Origin of the sequence: Candidatus Symbiopectobacterium sp. NZEC151, assembly GCF_025962655.1 — a bacterium.
GTDB lineage: Bacteria > Pseudomonadota > Gammaproteobacteria > Enterobacterales > Enterobacteriaceae > Symbiopectobacterium.
Window position 1 is genome coordinate 363,610 of the sequence record NZ_JAGFPE010000005.1, and the last position, 16,299, is coordinate 379,908.

The window sequence follows — 16,299 nt, forward strand, 5'->3', positions numbered from 1 at the left end:
TCAATCGATCAACGTTATCCCGGCCCGTTAGTGGTGGAAGGGAAACTCGCTGATGCGGAGCGCCTGAAGCAGGAAAGCAACTACCTGCGCGGCACCATTGCTGAAGATTTGCAGGAAGGGCTGACGGGCGGTTTTAACGGCGACAACTTTTTGCTGATCCGTTTTCACGGCATGTATCAACAGGATGACCGCGATATTCGCGCGGAGCGTGCCGAGCAAAAGCTGGAGCCGCGTCATGCCATGATGCTGCGCTGCCGTTTGCCCGGCGGCGTGATGACGCCGGAGCAGTGGTTAGGGATCGATAAATTTGCCGCCGAGAGCACGCTCTATGGCAGCATTCGTATTACTAACCGCCAGACCTTCCAGTTTCACGGTATCCTGAAGCCGAACGTGAAACCGGCGCACCAAATGCTCAATCATCTGGGGCTGGATGCGCTGGCGACCGCCAACGATGTGAACCGTAACGTACTCTGTACTTCTAATCCGGTGGAATCCGAGCTGCATCAGCAAGCCTATGACTGGGCGAAGAAGATCTCTGAGCATCTGCTGCCGCGTACCCGTGCCTACGCCGAGATCTGGCTGGATCAGGAGAAGGTCGCTACCACCGATGAAGAGCCGATCCTCGGGGCGACCTATCTGCCGCGTAAGTTCAAAACTACGGTGGTGATCCCGCCGCAAAACGATGTGGATCTGCACGCCAACGATCTCAATTTTATTGCCATTGCCGACAATGGTCGCCTGGTCGGCTTTAACGTGCTGGTCGGCGGTGGGCTTTCTATCGCCCACGGCGATAAGGCAACCTACCCGCGCACTGCCAGTGAGCTGGGCTATATTCCGATTGAGCATACGCTGGCCGTGGCCGAAGCGGTGGTGACTACGCAACGCGATTGGGGCAACCGCACCAACCGTAAAAATGCCAAAACCAAATATACGCTGGAGCGCGTTGGCGTTGATACTTTCAAACGCGAAGTGGAAAAGCGCGCGGGTGTGACCTTTGAATCGCTGCGTCCGTATGAATTCACCGGCCGTGGCGATCGCATTGGCTGGGTGAAAGGTATTGATAGTAAATGGCACCTGACGCTGTTTATCGAAAATGGCCGTATTCTCGATTATCCAGGCCGTCCGCTGAAAACCGGGTTGGCCGAAATCGCCAAAATCCACAAAGGGGATTTCCGCCTGACGGCGAACCAGAACCTGATTGTGGCGGGCGTGAGTGCACGCAATAAAGCGAAGATTGATGCGCTGGCACGCGAGCACGGTTTGATTGACGATAGCGTCAGCGAGCAGCGTAAAAACTCGATGGCCTGCGTATCCTTCCCAACCTGTCCGCTGGCGATGGCGGAAGCCGAGCGTTTCCTGCCGGAATTTGTCACCGACGTGGAAGGCATTATGCAGCGCCACGGCGTGGGCGACGAGCATATCGTACTGCGCGTAACCGGTTGTCCGAACGGCTGTGGCCGTGCCATGTTGGCGGAGGTGGGGCTGGTCGGGAAAGCCGTAGGGCGCTATAACCTGCATCTGGGCGGTAACCGCGAAGGCACTCGCATTCCGCGTATGTACCGCGAAAATATCACGCAGGCGGAGATCCTGAGCGAGCTGGATGGTCTGATTGGCCGCTGGGCGCGGGAACGCCAGCCTGATGAAGGGTTCGGTGACTTTGCCATCCGTAGTGGCATTATCAAGCCGGTACTCGATCCGGCGCGCGATTTTTACGATTAACCGGGAGGCATGATGTCGGCATTCTCTCTTGAAGCGCTTAACGCGCTACCCAAACCGGAGCAGGCGCAAGCGCTGGCTGAAACCAACGAACAGTTGGAAACGCTCTCCGCCGAGGGGCGCGTTGCCTGGGCGCTGGAGCACCTGCCGGGGGAGTATGTGCTCTCTTCCAGCTTCGGCATTCAGGCGGCGGTAAGCCTGCATCTGGTCACGCAACTGCGCCCTGATATTCCGGTGATCCTCACCGATACTGGCTACCTGTTTCCGGAAACCTATCAGTTTATCGACACGCTGGCCGAGCAGTTGAAACTGAATTTGAAGGTGTATCGTGCCGAGCACTCCCCGGCCTGGCAGGAAGCACGCTATGGCAAACTGTGGGAACAGGGCGTTGAAGGCATTGAGCAGTACAACCAGCTAAACAAAGTGGAACCGATGAACCGTGGGCTGAGTGAGCTACAGGCCCAGACCTGGTTTGCCGGATTGCGGCGCGAGCAGTCGGGCAGCCGTGGACATCTGCCGGTACTGGCTATCCAACGCGGCGTCTTCAAGGTGCTGCCGATTATCGATTGGGATAATAAGCAGGTGTATCAATACCTCAAGCAGCACGGTTTGTCTTACCACCCGCTGTGGGATCAGGGCTACCTGTCAGTGGGGGATACGCATACCACGCGTAAATGGGAGCCGGGAATGAGCGAAGAAGAAACGCGCTTCTTCGGATTGAAACGGGAATGTGGGTTGCACGAGGGGTAAGTGACAGCGTGCAGAAAGGGAAAAGGCCGTTGGTTAACGGCCTTTTTTGTACACAGCGCTGGTATGGGAATCAGTAGTCCAGCACCGCCCACCAGAACACGCGCCCAATAATATCGACCTCGCTGAGGGATTTCTCTTCGATAGGGTGCTCGGCGCTGTTGTAGCTGCGGATGCTTACCGTGTTCGGCCCAACCTGATACAGCAGCTTGATGCGGTTCCAGCCATTTTGGCTGATGGCGTAGATCTTGCCATCGATAATGCGCTTATCGTTGGTGTTGACGGCGACGGTGGTACCATCGGGAATAAACGGTTCCATGCTGTCGCCCTTGGCCGGGAAACAGAGCACGCCAGAGCCATCAGAATTGGCACCGACGCGGCGTAAGGTCGATTTGGAAAACCGCAGTTTAAACCCGTTATGATCTTCATTCATGATACGCCCGGTCCCACAGGCGAATTCGATATCTTTCAGAAACGGCACTTCCACTTCATCATCCCGCAACGGGGTGTGGCTGTCCCATACGTCAACCGTTCCCCACTGAGATTCCGGCGGAATGTTGGAGCGCGAATCGTAAGGCGCGACCGCTGGCGTACGCATCGGTTCATCGCCATTCGCCAGCCATTCCGGGCGTACCCCCAGCGCATCGGCAATATCAATGATACGCGACGTTCCTTTCGCCTGACCGGAGGTCAAGCGCCAGATTGTCGGCTGAGCCATGTTAACGGCGCGTGCCAATTGTCCCTGAGTCATTCCCGTCAGCGACATAGCATGGTTAAGCCGTTCTGCCAAAGTGTTCATCGTTTTCATGCGAACAACTTTATAGCATTCGCTATTGCTTTTCAAGTGAAATGGCAATACCTTTTGCTATTATCGATAGCTAAAGGTATTATCACACCAACAAGACAAGCTATGCGTGAGTAACGGACGCTAGTTATCAACTAAATCAATAGCTTTCCGGTGGCAGAGTGTGACTGCCTCTCTTTTGTTACTCCAGGGGACGGTGCGGCAAGACCCCAATGGTCTTGCCAGATAACGGTATAGAAACAACAAAGGTGGCGAGATGATTCGTGATATCCAAAAGGTGCTTGAGCGTTATGGCGCATGGGCTTCCCATACTGAACACGGGCTGTATTACTCATCGGTTGCTGCGGGCTTCCGTGGGCTGCTGCCCTCCAGCCAGCGCTCACGCCCGTCGTGCTGCGATGACGATGGGTTGATTGTCAATGGGGCGATGGCGTGTTTGAAAAAACGCGACCCGTATCTGCATGTGCTATTGGAGTGGCACTATGTGCTTGGCCTGCCGGTGAGGGCGATTGGCACCAAACTGGGTATTTCACATACGCTGGTGCTAAAACAGCTGCAAATGGCGGAAGGATTTATCGATGGCTGCCTGAGCATGATGGATATCAAGCTGGATATCGATCTTGAATGCCAAAAAGAACTGGTTTATACGCCGAAAATAAAAAAAGTGGTGGAATTCCAAAAAGCAATATAGTCTGATAAAAATGATTATTTCATCCTATTCCTAATGCGAAATTCATTTCCTATGACAAGCTGATTTTTGCGAATGGCTAACTGTCCTAATTAACGGATGTGCTGAAGCATGTGCATGCATATTTTGATTTTTCGCAAAGAAAGGCGTATTGGTATGTGTAATATCGTTCACTATCGAACGCACGGCACAGGAGTGCATTACCTTCGTAATAACCTACCGAAACAGTAAATCAGGAATATTCCAGATTAGTCTTATCGAAAAAAGTGAAAGTAATATTGCCACTTCGTCCGTTAAAGAGGCCTATGATGAAGACGCTGCTGTTATTCATGTTGGTTCCTGTGTTGCTTTCCGGGTGTTCAACGCGGTGGGTGAAAATTCGTGATAACCCGACTGACCATGTTACTTCAAGATCCCTCTGTCGGGTTAACGCTGAACAGCGATTCCCAGTTCGCAATGAAGTGATAAATCGCACCAACTACCGTACTGTCACTGAGCCTTGCGATTACAAACGGTGGTGCGGTGGGAAAAAGTACAGGACCTATGAGGTTGAGGAATTACAAAGCTATGTCACGGACGTTAACAACGGTAGCCGTAACAGTTCCTACCACGATTGCATGTGGGATAATGGCTGGCAGCAACAGACCAAATCAAATTGGGAATGGGATAGAACACCCATTACGCTGCAATATACGGGGCCAGCGAAATAATCACCTGGCGTGAAAGCATTGCCGGGTGTAAACAGAATGGTGATGTTTTTTTATCATATTATCCTGAAAAGCGGTTGTGGAATTCCAAAAAGGTATTTATTCTACAAAAAATGCTTATTTGGCTCGGTGTCAGAAAAAGCTATCTGCCGATTAAAACAGACATTAAAAATGTTGTGGAATTCCAAATGGCAAAGTAGTCTGTTAAAAATCGTTAATTTACAGCAATCATAAAAAAGGCTTCGCTTATGCGAGGCTTTTTTTTTCAGAATATTAATATTAATATTAATAGTGATTTGGCATATTCACGTTTTTTTAAACATTATTCCTCTCGCGTTCTTCGACATCGCGGCATCGAGATGCCGGAACGTTATTAATAACGACTTTCCGCTTTTTGTTCTTATCACTGTAGGCACCCCGCACGACGGCGGTGAGGTTATGCGTATGTATAAATTGACGACGGGCATCTCCTATGGCGCTTCGGGTGCTACTGGCAGCTACTGGATGCTTCAGTTACTGGATGCGGTTTCTCCAAACCAGTGGACAGCCATTGGCGTGATGGGGAGTTTGCTGTTTGGCCTGCTGACTTTTCTGGTGAATGTGTTTTTCAAAATCAGGGAAGACCGGCGCAGAGAAGAGGGAATGCATAATGAGTAGACGCAAGATTGCCACTGCTGCGTTGTGCTCTGTCAGCGTGATTATTGCCATGGTGCTGAGTAATAGCGATAGCTATCGCTCCCAACAGGGCAATGCCTTGCGTTTCAGCCAGGCCGCGATGGAGGTGATGGGGAATGCGGAGGGATGTCGACGCGATGTTTACCAGTGCCCGGCCCGTATCAGCACTCAGGGCATTGGTCATACGCGGCGTGTTACAGGAACTGCCACGCTGGCGGATGACCAGCAGGTTGCCCGCTGGTTCGCGGAAGATCAACTGGATGCACAAAACTGCCTTGAGCAGAACGTCGAACGCAAATTGGGCGTGCGCTTGCCGCAGAACGTTTTTGACGGTGTCGGCAGCTTTGTGTTCAACGTCGGCTGCTCGAATTTCCTGACGTCCACGCTGTACCGCTACCTGACAGCGGGATCTTACCTTGCCGCCTGTCATCAACTTAGCCGTTGGGTCTATGCCGGGCAGGAGGTGCTTCCGGGGCTGGTGGCGCGCCGCGCCAAAGAGCAGGCGCTGTGCCTGGCTGCGCAGAAATAGCCCAATGATGAAAATCCACCTATTGCTGACGGGCTGTGCACTCGCGGCTGCTTTCGGTGCCGGTTGGTCTCTGCAAGGGATTCGCTGGGATGCTGATGTTGCCGTTCGTGACAAGCAAGCCAGCGAACTGCGCCAGACGCAGCAACAATCGATTATCGCGCAGCAGGCGTTTACTTTTCAGCGCGTGAACCAGATAGCTGCCGATGCCTATCAGCACAGTCTCTCTATCAAGGCCGACTCGGATGAAAAACAGATTATCTACCGCACGGCAGTCAAGCGCGATCCGGTGGGGCGTCAGTGCGTGCCTGATGCTGTGTCTGGGCGGTTGCTCGACGACGCGCACCGTCTACGTGCCCGCGTCGTGCACCGCGTTGCCCCAGACGCTGACGCAGCCGGTCATGGTGCCGTTACCGCCGGTTGCCGATTGACTTACGCCCAGGCCGTTTACTGGATTGAGCCACTGCTGGCAGCGCTGGAGCAGGCCAACAGCCAGCTTGATGCAATACGTACTGCACAGGCCGACAGAAAGTAAGCCGCTGTCCCCAGCCGTCAGCGCGTTAACCCTACCGACAATCAACTACGGATGACATGCCAATCATGATGAAGCATATGCAGCTACGTGCTGCCATTTTGGCTGCGCTGCGCGCTGCCATCACCGAACACACCACTTTTCTTGACGGACGCCCCGTCGCCTTAACGTCAGACAGCCTGCCCGCTATCGCGGTGTACATCAGCGATGCACAACCGGTGGACAACGCACTGGATGAGGCGCTGTGGCAAGCCAGTCTGCACGTTGAGCTTTTCGAAAAGGCAGAGGGGCTGGATTCGACGCTGGATGAAAAGATGGCGCAAAAAATTTCCCCGGTGCTGATGTCCGAGTCAGCACTACAGGAGAGTACGCAAACCTTCTCAACGCAGCGGTATGACTATCGACGCGACGAAGAAGGGAGTATTTGGAGGTCTGCGGACCTCGAATTTTCAATAACGTATTATCAGTGAGGCCATTATGTCTACAACAGAAGCGATTAAAGGTGCAGGAACCACACTTTGGGTTTTTACCGGCACCGGTGACCCTTATGCCAACCCAACGGGCGACAGCGGTTGGACCCGTCTGGCGCAGGTCAAGGAGCTGACGCCGGGCGAGATGACGGCGGAATCCTTCGATAACACCTATCTCGACGGCGAAAACGCCGGATGGAGCGATACCGCGCAGGGCATCAAATCAGCGGGCGACACCAGTTTCACTCTGGCATGGAAAGCCGGCGATCTGGGGCAACAGGAACTGGTTGATTGGTTTACCTCCGGCGCCGTGCGCGGCTACAAAATCAAGTATGCCAACGGCGTGGTTGATGTGTTTAAGGGCTGGGTCAGTGCGTTAGGGAAATCGATTCCCGTGAAGGAGGTGATCACCCGCACCGTGAAGGTCACCAATACCGGCAAGCCGGTGCTGGCGGAAGATGCGCCGGCGGCGGTAACGCCTTAAAGCAGCGCGCGTCGCTGCTTTTTTTATGCCCCGCGTACGCGGGGCTTATTCGGTAAACATCCTATCAAGGAGAACACATGTACCTGAAAACCGAGCCTTTTGGCCCCAATCAGGTGGTGCTGTCTGAGCTGTCAGGGTTGCAGCGCATCGAGTATCTCGAAGCCATCGTGGAACACATGAGCGCATTGGAGAACATTCCGGACACCATCCCGGAGGCCAAGAAAATGGCCATTTTTGGCAGCCTGACCATCAAACTGCACGCCTGGCTGGTATCCCGTTCGCTGTGGCAACAGGATCGGGAGCGCACCCTGGATGACATCTTCAATCAGGTGCTCAACGACTGGCCGCCGCGCTTGATCAATGAGGCCGCGCTGCTGGTTCAGCACCTCAGCGGCATCGCGCCTGAAAGTGCCAGTGAGGAACCCGCTGGCGAGAGTGCGTCCAGTACGCCGGGAAAGTCTTAGCCGCACAGGTGCGTTTTGCGATGCGTCTGGCTCGGGAGTTCCGGCGTCATGACTGGCGCACGATGCTGTCTGAACTCTCTTCCAGTGAGTTATCGGAATGGTTTGCATTCTATCAGGAGCACTACTTTTCCGACGTGCTGCTGGATGCGGAGTGTTGCGCCCTGCGTGCCACGATGCTGGCGTTGACGGGCCATCAAGACATCCCGTTACAGCAACTCAGCTTGTTACAGCCAACGGTTGAGCCTGAAACGATGAGCGATGATGAACTGATGGCAATAGGCGAAGGATTATTTGGAGGGGTTCGTTATGGCCCAGACAACCAATGAACAGGTATTAAATGTTAACGCTGTGTTGTTAAACAGCAGCGTGCTGCGCGTGCAGCAGGATTTGCTGTCGCTGGGAAGTGTCGTTACCCAGGCGACGCAGAGTTTTTCTCAACTGGTCGCCCAGCAGAGTGCGGCGTTGAAAGCGAGTGAGGTGCGAGCTCAGCCGGGCAACTGGTCGGCGCAGCGCGTGATGGCGCAAGGGAACGCTGATTTTAACGATACCAGCGGTTATATGCTGGCAGGGCTCAATGGCATTGGCACCGATCAATCGAAAGATAAAACGGAGGTGAAAACCTGGCGGGACGGCCTGATTGAGTCATGGAGCGAATACGCGAAAGTCGCTTCGGATACCTACACCCAGGTGAAAACCGGCGGTGAAGCGGTGTTCAAAACGCTGGACGCGGGATTAACGCGTTTTGTGAAAACCGGCAAACTGAATCTCTCGAATTTTGCCGAATCCATGCTGAGCATGTTAGCGAACGTAGCGCTCAGGGCATCAATGGTCGAAGGGGTTAACGCCATTCTGGGTTTTTTCGATATTTCGACAACCACCAAGGATAAAGATAAGGATAAAGACCAGGGTAAAAATAAGCAGAGCACATCTTCAAATCCGGCAACCACGGTGGCGCAGCGCAACGATACCCAGAAAAGCAATAACAATCAGGAAGGCGGGGAGTCGAATAACCATATCGGCAAAACCTGGGTAGACGGCCTGAGCGAGTCCTGGGGGAAATATTCCGAGAGCGCGCTGGATTCCTATTCCATTATTCAGGCTGGGGGAGATGCGGCATTCCAACAGTTAGATAATAGCGTGATGAACTTTGTGCGTACCGGAAAACTCAATTTCTCCTCTTTCGCCGAATCGGTGTTGGGCATGCTGGCGGAAATCGCGGTGAAGTCGGCGCTGGTGCAGGGGGTGAATGCGTTAATGGGGGCTTTTGGTGTAACGGCTAATGCCAAAGGCGGCGTTTATACCTCATCCAGCCTGTCGGCCTATTCCGGGCAGGTGGTCGATCGCCCCACGCTGTTTGCCTTCGCCAAAGGGGCAGGATTGATGGGCGAGGCCGGGCCGGAAGCGATTATGCCGCTGACCCGTAACGCCAACGGTGTACTGGGCGTACGAGCGGTGGGCGGCGTGAGTGGCAATACGGCACCGCAGGTCAGTATCAATATCGCCAGCGATGGCCGCATCTCCCAGACCTCATCGGCCGGACTGGCGCAGTTTGGCAGTGAGATCGGCAGCTTTGTCGATCAACGCTTTAAATCACTGCTGACCCGGGAAATGGGGCAGGGACGCATGTTAAGCACGGCAATGAAAGGGCGGAGAAGCTAATGGCAATTGAAACATTTCACTGGCCGCTGCAAATCGGCAATCAGCCCGAGGTGCAATACAGCGAAACGGTACGCAAAGTGCAGTTTGGCGATGGCTACACGCAACTGTCCGGCGCGGGGCTGAACGGGGAAACCATCACTTTTTCCTACGCGTTTCGTGGCACGCTCGACACCGCTGTCGAGATTCGTGATTTCTTGCGGCGTCACCGCAAAAAATCATTCCAATGGACCCCACCGCATGAAAAAGCGGGGCTGTATCGGGTGGTGGAAGACTCGATAAAGTTTGCTCCGGCCGGTAACGTTCAGGGGGTGATCACGGCAACCTTCGTTCAGTGGTATGGCGTGTAATTAGCGCCGCTTTCATCACCCTTCCCCAGCCTGCGCGCTGGTTTTTTTGTCTCTGGAGAACCGATGTCTATCAATCTCGACGCCCAACAGTTGGCGCCGGGCGATCGCGTGCGCTTGTTTGAAGTGGATTGCACCGCATTCGATGGCCCGGAGCTCTATTTTCACAACCATCCTATCCCGCACAGCGCCGAGGAGCTTGCCGCCGCGGCGGGGGATGAGAATAAACTCCCGGCAAAATCCCTCTGGTGGCAGGGAAAAGAGTACAAAGCGTGGCCGACGCATATTGAGGGGCTGGAAATGACCAGCGATGGCAGTGCTCCCACGCCCACGCTGGCGGTCGGCAATATCGACGGCACCATCACCGCGTTGTGTCTGGTCTATCAAAATCTGGCGCAGGCCACCGTGCGGATTCATACCACCTTTGCTCATTATCTGGATGCGCGCAATTTCCCTAATGGCAACCACAGCGCTGACCCGACGCAAGAGCGGCTGGAAGTCTGGTACATCGACAGTAAAGCCAATGAGGACAACGAATCGGTTACGTTCAATCTCTCCTCACCGGCTGATTTGCAGGGGATCATGATCCCCACCCGGCAGATTCACAGCCTGTGTACCTGGTGCGCACGCGGACAGTATCGCGGCGCATCCTGTGTTACACCGGATCGCGTTATTTCGACATTGACGGCAATCCGGTCGATGATCCGGCAAAGGATGAGTGCTCCGGGCTGCTTTCCACCGGCTGCAAACCGCGTTTTGGTGAAGCGGCCGAATTGCCGTTTGGCGGCTTTCCGGGGTCGGCACTGATTAAGAGGTAATAACGTGAAACTGGGAAATTTGATCGTCAGCGCGATCCTCGCCCATGCTGAGCAAGAATATCCGCGCGAAGCGTGCGGCGTGGTCGTGCACAATCAACAGCGGCAACGCTACGTGCCTTGCCGCAATCTGGCACAGGCACCACAGGATCATTTTATCATGAGCCCCGAGGACTATGCGCAGGCCGAAGACAGCGGCACGCTGGTGGCGATCGTGCACAGCCATCCCGATGCCACCACCACGCCCAGCGCCGTCGATCTTGCCCAGTGCGATCAATCGCAACTGCCCTGGGTGATCGTCAGTTGGCCCGAAGGCGATGTTCGCACCCTGATGCCGCAGCAGGGGATTAAGCCCCTGCTGGCGCGTCCTTTTGTGCACGGCATTTGGGATTGTTACGCCATTGTGCGCGACTGGTATCAACTGGAGCGCAATATTCAACTGCCGAATTTTGCACGCACGGACGACTGGTGGAACCGTGGCGAAAACCTGTATATGACGCACTACCGCGACGCGGGCTTTACGCCGGTGACCGATGATATTGCGCCGGGGGATGTGATCATTATGCAAGTGCGTGCCAGCGAGCCGAATCATGCTGGCGTCTACGTGGGCAACGGTGAAATGCTGCACCACATGTACGGTCAGCTCAGCCAGAAAGTGCTGTACGGCGGCTACTGGTTGGACAGAACCATTATCCGACTGCGTTATACCGGAGGGAATCATGACGCTAGCCATTGAGTATCAGCCGTTAAAAACCATTCGGCTTTACGGCGTATTGGGCGCAACCTTTGGCCGCGTGCATCGCCTGGCGGTGGAAACCCGGCAGGAAGCCATAAAGGCGTTAAGCGTGATTATTCCCGGTTTTGAAAAGTTTTTGCTGACGAGTAAATCTCGCGGACTGACCTATGCGGTTTTTGATGGTCAGCATAATTTGTCTAAAGATGAGCTAGATTTTAACGTTAGCCATGAGATTCGCATCGCTCCCATTATTATCGGAAGTAAAAATGCAGGGATATTACAAACGATATTAGGGGCTGTTTTGGTTGTTGTTGGCGCGTTTGGATCATTCACCCCTTGGGGACAAGCGTTAGGAGGGGCGGCATGGGGTTCCGCGTTAATGAAAATGGGCGGCGTACTGATGCTAGGCGGCGTGGTGCAAATGCTCACCCCCGTTCAAGGCGGTATTTCGATGCGCCAGTCGCCCGATAATAAGCCCTCCTATGCGTTTGGCGGTCCGGTTAACTCCATTGCGCAGGGTAACCCGGTGCCGATTCTTTATGGTCGCCGTCGCGTTGGCGGCGCGATTATTTCTGCCGGAATTTACGCCGAAGACCAGCAATAATTATTGCCTTCATCAACGTTTTACCAGGGCTGTCGTGCTTTATTTACCGTTATCTGTACACAGCAAGTATCTGCACACAGCCAAGGTAAAAAAATGAAAGCACTCTTATTATTGCCACTGCAATTATGGTTTCAGCCAACTCTGTTTTTCTACGTATTGTTTTTCTCCGTAGGGTTATTGCCGGAAGGTGCTATCGCCAAATCGCAGCCCGTCAATAACGATCAAATAAAACAAGCCATCATCGATGAGTCTATTTCTGCGTATCCGGGCAATTGCCCGTGCCCCTACCATTCGGCGCGTAACGGCAGCAGCTGTGGAAAACGCAGCGCGTGGAGTCGGGCCGGGGGCTATTCGCCGATCTGTTATAAGAATGAAGTGACGCAAGAGATGATAGATACCTGGAAGAAACGACATAAATCCTGATGCCGATAAACCCGCCTTGAGCGGGTTTTCTTTTTAATGGAGTACCCATGACAGCGATAAAAGGCAGCAAAGGCGGCAGCGCGAACGCGCGCGTTCCCGTTGAGTCGCCGGATTCCATTCAATCCACCTCTTACGCCAAAATACTGCTGGCGCTGGGGGAAGGGGAATTTGCTGGGAATCTGGATGGCTCGCGTATTTTTCTTGACGGTACGCCGCTTAACGACAGCAACGGCAACGCCAATTTTTCCGGCGTGTCGTGGGCGTTTCGTCCCGGTACGCCCGACCAAAGCTATATTCCCGGTTTTCCCGGCGTTGAAAATGAGATCGCGGTAAGCACCGAACTGACCAGTAAAACGCCGTGGATACGTTCGTTGCCCAATATCAACCTCTCAGCGGTGCGCATACGCTTCTCCTGGGCGGCGCTGCAACAGCAGCATGATAATGGCGATGTGGGCGGCTACCGCATTGAATATGCCATTGATATCGCCACGGACGGCGGCAGCTACCGTGAAGTGCTGAAAACGGCGATTGATGGCAAAACCACCACGTCCTATGAACGCAGCCACCGTATCGATTTGCCAAGTGCAACCATCGGTTGGCAGATTCGCGTGCGCCGTATCACGCCCAATTCCACCAGTAATCGTATTGCCGATAAGATGGCGATCGAAGCCATCACCGAAGTGATCGACGCCAAGCTGCGCTACCCGGAAACGGCGCTGCTGCTGATGCAGTTCGACGCGCAGCAGTTTCAAAATATTCCGGTCATTTCTTGCGAGCCGGACGGGCGTATTATCCGTGTGCCCACCAACTATGATGCACAAACGCGGCGCTACACGGGCAGTTGGGATGGCACCTTCAAGTGGGCATTCTCCAACAACCCAGCCTGGGTGTATTACGACATCCAGCTTTCAGAACGTTTTGGCCTTGGCGAGCGCATCAAAGCGACCAACCTGGTGCTGTCAAAATGGGCGCTGTACCAGATTGCCCAGTACTGCGATCAGCTTGTGCCGGATGGTCATGGCGGCAGCGGTACGGAACCCCGTTTTTTGTGCGATGTGTACATCCAATCGCAAGAAGAGGCGTGGACGGTGCTCAACGATCTGGCGGCGATCTTTCGTGGCTCCTCGTTCTGGGCCAACAACCAGATGAACGTGCTGTCCGATATGCCGCGCGAGATGGATTACGTGGTCACCCGTGCCAACGTGCGCGACGGGCGCTTTACCTACAGCAATGCCAGCAGCAAGACGCACTACAGCACGGCGATGGTGGCGTGGTCCGATCCCGATAACGCCTATCAGGACGCGGTGGAGGCTGTGGCGGATAACAAACTGGTGCGGCGCTACGGCATTAAACAAGCTGATGTGACCGCGATTGGCTGTACGCGCCAGACCGAGGCTATCCGGCGCGGCAAATGGATTTTGCACACCAACGATGCCGATCGCACCGTTTCTTACACCATGGGGCTGGACGGGGATATTCCGGTCCCCGGCGCCATTGTCGGTATCGCTGATGCCTTGCTGGCCGGGCGTCCATTAGGCGGGCGCATCAGCGCGGTTGACGGACGTAACATCACGCTTGACCGCGTCTCTTCTGCGGCAATCGGTGAACGCCTGATTCTCAACCTGCCGAGTGGTAAAGCAGAGGGGCGCACCATTGAGGCGGTGAACGATATGGTGGTCACCGTCACCACGGCGTACAGCGAAACGCCGGTGCCAGAGTCGGTGTGGGCGGTCGATGCTAACGACCTGGCGCTGCAACTGTATCGCATCATTGGTGTGAAAGAAGGCGAGGATAGCGCTTCCTTTGATATTACGGCCATCGAATTCGATGCGGATAAATTCGCCAAGATTGATACCGGCGCACGCATTGAATCTCGTCCTATCAGTCTGGTTCCGCCATCGGTACAGCCTGCGCCGAACAACGTGGTGATCGGTAGCGATAACCGCATCGAGCAAGGTATCAATGTCACCACCTTGCGCATTACCTGGGACAAGGCGGACAGTGCCATTGCCTACGAAGTGCAATGGCGGCGTGATAACGGCAACTGGATCAGCGCGGCACGCACCTCGGCACAAGGCGTTGAGGTGTCGGGCATTTACGCCGGGCGTTATCAAGCGCGCGTGCGCGCCATCAATGCCACGGAGATCTCCAGTCTGTGGGCCAACGCGCAGGAAACTATGCTAACAGGTAAAGCGGGTAATCCGCCGGCACTGTCCAGTTTTACCACCACCGCGCTGGTGTTTGGCGTCCAGCTCGACTGGCAATTCCCCGCCGACACCGACGATACCTTAAAAACTGAGATTCAGTATTCCCTGACCAGCGACGGCCAGAATGTGTTGCTGCTGACCGATGTGGCGTATCCCACGCGTGCCTACCAGCAAATGGGGCTTAGCGTCGGTCAGGCGTTCTTTTATCGCGCCCGTATTGTTGATAAGTCGGGTAACCAGGGGCCGTGGACGGGGTGGGTTGTTGGGGAATCGAGTACCGACGTCGGAGATATCGCGGATGCCATTTTGGAGGAGGTTGAGGGCTCCGATGCCTGGCAGTCTCTGGTGACCAATATTGCTACAAACACCCAGCAGATCGCTGATGGCATGCTCTCCAGTATTGAGCAGGCAAAAGCCATTTTGCGTAATAGCTTGACCATTGACGAGGAGTCTCGCAGATGGCGTAGCGAAAATGGTGCTCGTGTGGCAGAAATCGCCGATACACGCGCGGCGGTCGCCAATGAAGTTGAAGCGCGTACTATCGCGTTATTGGAGATGCAAGCGCAGATTGGCTCAACACAAAGTAACCTGAACTCATTGCAGCAGACGGTTACCACGTTGGAAAAGACCACTGCGCAGAATGTGGATAGCCTCAGTAGCAAAATGCGTGCAGCGGAAGGGGAAATCGACGGGCTTTCTACCGCTGTTGGTGGCTTACAGACTACAGTGACGCAGCAGGGAAATACGCTAACGTCGCAGGGGCAATCGATCACGCAAATCACTGCCTCGGTTGGAACGGCTCAGACAGCGGCTGATAGCGCCAAATCTTCCGCTGCTGCCGCCCAACAGGCGGCAACGAATGCGGCTGCGGCGGCGGGTAATAAAGGTAAAGTGATCTATGGCACCGCAGAACCTGCGGTGGCGGATCGCCTGACACAAAACGTGTGGATCGATACGACAAATAGCATCAATACCCCAAAACGATGGACGGGCTCGGCATGGCAGGCCGTTACCGATAAGGCCGCCACAGACGCGGCTGCGGCAGCAAAATCCGCCGCCAGTGCAGCGGCTGCGGCACAGTCTACGGCTAACGGCGCAGTGCAGAGTGTCAATGCGGTATCGGCAACGGTGACGCAGCAAGGCAACACGATTACGGCGCAGGGAACGCAGATTAGCCAGCTAACCGCGACAGTGAACGGTGCCACAACGAAGATCAGTGACATTAGCCAAGCGGTTAATGGCATTGACGGAAAATTGTCAGCCTCTCGAACCATTAAAGTGGGGGTTGATGCAAACGGAAAACAATATCTGGCTGGTATTGGTCTGGATGTTTCAAATTCAACTACCGGGATGCAGTCGAATATTATTCTGTTGGCAGATAGAACGTCTATTATGACCAATGCGGGAGGAACACCCACTCCTGTATTTACGACTCAGGGAACGCAAGCCGTTTTGAATAGTGTTGTCATTGGGGATGCAACAATTGCATCAGCTAAAATCAAAGATGCGGCAATTACTGGGGCAAAATTCTCGGATAACATATCATCTGATAATTATGTTGCTGGTTCATCAGGTTGGAAGATTAGTCGGGCTTCTGGGAGTTCAGAATTCAATAATGTTATCGTCAGAGGGACAGTCTATGCAAAGGATGGTCGATTTGAGGGGACAGTTTATGCTGATAAGATTGAAGGTGATGT

General features: G+C 54.3%; 16 protein-coding genes and 3 pseudogenes. 18 read left to right on the forward strand and 1 reads right to left on the reverse strand.

Features of this window, described 5'->3' with window-relative positions:
- The first annotated feature begins 3 nt into the window (after positions 1-3).
- Both cysI and cysH read left to right on the forward strand, forming a co-directional pair.
- Positions 4-1,719: an assimilatory sulfite reductase (NADPH) hemoprotein subunit gene (gene cysI / locus J5067_RS16960; RefSeq protein ID WP_264644781.1), complete on the forward strand. Its 1,716-nt coding sequence runs from the start codon at positions 4-6 to the stop codon at positions 1,717-1,719.
- A gap of 12 nt (positions 1,720-1,731) precedes the next feature.
- The gene (cysH, locus tag J5067_RS16965; RefSeq protein WP_264651629.1) at positions 1,732-2,466 is read left to right on the forward strand and encodes a phosphoadenosine phosphosulfate reductase; all 735 of its coding nucleotides are present in this window, start codon (positions 1,732-1,734) and stop codon (positions 2,464-2,466) included.
- Between the two features lie 70 nt (positions 2,467-2,536).
- Here cysH and J5067_RS16970 read toward each other — a convergent pair whose 3' ends face one another.
- Positions 2,537-3,271, reverse strand: coding sequence for a helix-turn-helix transcriptional regulator (locus J5067_RS16970; protein ID WP_264651606.1), 735 nt, complete (start codon positions 3,269-3,271; stop codon positions 2,537-2,539).
- A gap of 256 nt (positions 3,272-3,527) precedes the next feature.
- On the opposite strand from J5067_RS16970, the gene J5067_RS16975 reads away from it, so the two are divergent.
- The 16 genes and pseudogenes from J5067_RS16975 to J5067_RS17050 all read left to right on the forward strand — a co-directional run.
- A complete protein-coding gene (locus tag J5067_RS16975) occupies positions 3,528-3,959 on the forward strand; it encodes an antiterminator Q family protein (RefSeq protein WP_264626115.1) in 432 nt (143 codons plus the stop codon).
- 302 nt (positions 3,960-4,261) lie between these two features.
- Complete coding sequence (locus tag J5067_RS16980; RefSeq protein ID WP_264628549.1) at positions 4,262-4,666, forward strand: hypothetical protein; 405 nt, start codon at positions 4,262-4,264, stop codon at positions 4,664-4,666.
- Positions 4,667-5,101: 435 nt separating this feature from the next.
- Complete coding sequence (locus J5067_RS16985; RefSeq protein WP_264644734.1) at positions 5,102-5,320, forward strand: class II holin family protein; 219 nt, start codon at positions 5,102-5,104, stop codon at positions 5,318-5,320.
- Positions 5,313-5,867 carry a lysozyme gene (locus tag J5067_RS16990; RefSeq protein WP_264651607.1) on the forward strand — a complete coding sequence of 185 codons (555 nt, stop codon included), beginning with the start codon at positions 5,313-5,315 and terminating at the stop codon, positions 5,865-5,867. The genes J5067_RS16985 and J5067_RS16990 overlap by 8 nt, the downstream gene beginning before the upstream one ends.
- Positions 5,868-5,871: 4 nt before the next feature.
- Positions 5,872-6,399 (forward strand): hypothetical protein, encoded by a 528-nt coding sequence (locus tag J5067_RS16995; protein WP_264651608.1) that lies wholly within the window; start codon positions 5,872-5,874, stop codon positions 6,397-6,399.
- A gap of 65 nt (positions 6,400-6,464) precedes the next feature.
- On the forward strand, positions 6,465-6,866 hold the full coding sequence (locus tag J5067_RS17000; protein WP_264651609.1) for a phage minor tail U family protein: 402 nt from the start codon (positions 6,465-6,467) through the stop codon (positions 6,864-6,866).
- Between the two features lie 7 nt (positions 6,867-6,873).
- Positions 6,874-7,344, forward strand: a pseudogene (locus tag J5067_RS17005) (phage tail tube protein); the annotation flags it as partial.
- A gap of 83 nt (positions 7,345-7,427) precedes the next feature.
- Positions 7,428-7,814: a phage tail assembly chaperone G gene (gpG, locus tag J5067_RS17010; RefSeq protein ID WP_264651610.1), complete on the forward strand. Its 387-nt coding sequence runs from the start codon at positions 7,428-7,430 to the stop codon at positions 7,812-7,814.
- 20 nt (positions 7,815-7,834) lie between these two features.
- Positions 7,835-8,140 carry a phage tail assembly protein T gene (locus tag J5067_RS17015; RefSeq protein ID WP_264651611.1) on the forward strand — a complete coding sequence of 102 codons (306 nt, stop codon included), beginning with the start codon at positions 7,835-7,837 and terminating at the stop codon, positions 8,138-8,140.
- On the forward strand, positions 8,121-9,473 hold the full coding sequence (locus tag J5067_RS17020) for a phage tail tape measure protein (protein WP_264651612.1): 1,353 nt from the start codon (positions 8,121-8,123) through the stop codon (positions 9,471-9,473). The genes J5067_RS17015 and J5067_RS17020 overlap by 20 nt, the downstream gene beginning before the upstream one ends.
- Positions 9,473-9,820 (forward strand): phage tail protein, encoded by a 348-nt coding sequence (locus J5067_RS17025; RefSeq protein ID WP_264644741.1) that lies wholly within the window; start codon positions 9,473-9,475, stop codon positions 9,818-9,820. Before J5067_RS17020 ends, J5067_RS17025 begins: the two co-directional genes overlap by 1 nt.
- Positions 9,821-9,883: 63 nt before the next feature.
- A pseudogene (locus tag J5067_RS17030) lies at positions 9,884-10,635 on the forward strand (phage minor tail protein L).
- Between the two features lie 10 nt (positions 10,636-10,645).
- On the forward strand, positions 10,646-11,368 hold the full coding sequence (locus tag J5067_RS17035; RefSeq protein ID WP_264651630.1) for a C40 family peptidase: 723 nt from the start codon (positions 10,646-10,648) through the stop codon (positions 11,366-11,368).
- A complete protein-coding gene (locus J5067_RS17040; protein WP_264651613.1) occupies positions 11,352-11,972 on the forward strand; it encodes a tail assembly protein in 621 nt (206 codons plus the stop codon). Before J5067_RS17035 ends, J5067_RS17040 begins: the two co-directional genes overlap by 17 nt.
- A 93-nt stretch (positions 11,973-12,065) precedes the next feature.
- Entirely contained in the window at positions 12,066-12,395 is a 330-nt protein-coding gene (locus J5067_RS17045; protein WP_319802399.1) for a hypothetical protein, read from the forward strand.
- 47 nt (positions 12,396-12,442) lie between these two features.
- Positions 12,443-16,129 (forward strand): annotated as a pseudogene (locus J5067_RS17050) (phage tail protein); the annotation flags it as partial.
- Positions 16,130-16,299 lie beyond the last annotated feature (170 nt).

Excerpts from the sequence above, each read along its gene's own strand:
- J5067_RS17045 (WP_319802399.1), top strand. The coding sequence starts at position 12,066 with ATGAAAGCACTCTTATTATTGCCACTGCAATTATGGTTTCAGCCAACT.
- gpG (WP_264651610.1), top strand. The coding sequence starts at position 7,428 with ATGTACCTGAAAACCGAGCCTTTTGGCCCCAATCAGGTGGTGCTGTCT.
- J5067_RS17000 (WP_264651609.1), top strand. The coding sequence starts at position 6,465 with ATGATGAAGCATATGCAGCTACGTGCTGCCATTTTGGCTGCGCTGCGC.
- J5067_RS16970 (WP_264651606.1), bottom strand. The coding sequence starts at position 3,271 with ATGAAAACGATGAACACTTTGGCAGAACGGCTTAACCATGCTATGTCG.
- J5067_RS16995 (WP_264651608.1), top strand. The coding sequence starts at position 5,872 with ATGATGAAAATCCACCTATTGCTGACGGGCTGTGCACTCGCGGCTGCT.
- J5067_RS17015 (WP_264651611.1), top strand. The coding sequence starts at position 7,835 with ATGCGTCTGGCTCGGGAGTTCCGGCGTCATGACTGGCGCACGATGCTG.
- cysH (WP_264651629.1), top strand. The coding sequence starts at position 1,732 with ATGTCGGCATTCTCTCTTGAAGCGCTTAACGCGCTACCCAAACCGGAG.
- J5067_RS16985 (WP_264644734.1), top strand. The coding sequence starts at position 5,102 with ATGCGTATGTATAAATTGACGACGGGCATCTCCTATGGCGCTTCGGGT.
- J5067_RS16990 (WP_264651607.1), top strand. The coding sequence starts at position 5,313 with ATGAGTAGACGCAAGATTGCCACTGCTGCGTTGTGCTCTGTCAGCGTG.
- J5067_RS16980 (WP_264628549.1), top strand. The coding sequence starts at position 4,262 with ATGATGAAGACGCTGCTGTTATTCATGTTGGTTCCTGTGTTGCTTTCC.
- J5067_RS17020 (WP_264651612.1), top strand. The coding sequence starts at position 8,121 with ATGGCCCAGACAACCAATGAACAGGTATTAAATGTTAACGCTGTGTTG.
- J5067_RS17025 (WP_264644741.1), top strand. The coding sequence starts at position 9,473 with ATGGCAATTGAAACATTTCACTGGCCGCTGCAAATCGGCAATCAGCCC.
- J5067_RS17040 (WP_264651613.1), top strand. The coding sequence starts at position 11,352 with ATGACGCTAGCCATTGAGTATCAGCCGTTAAAAACCATTCGGCTTTAC.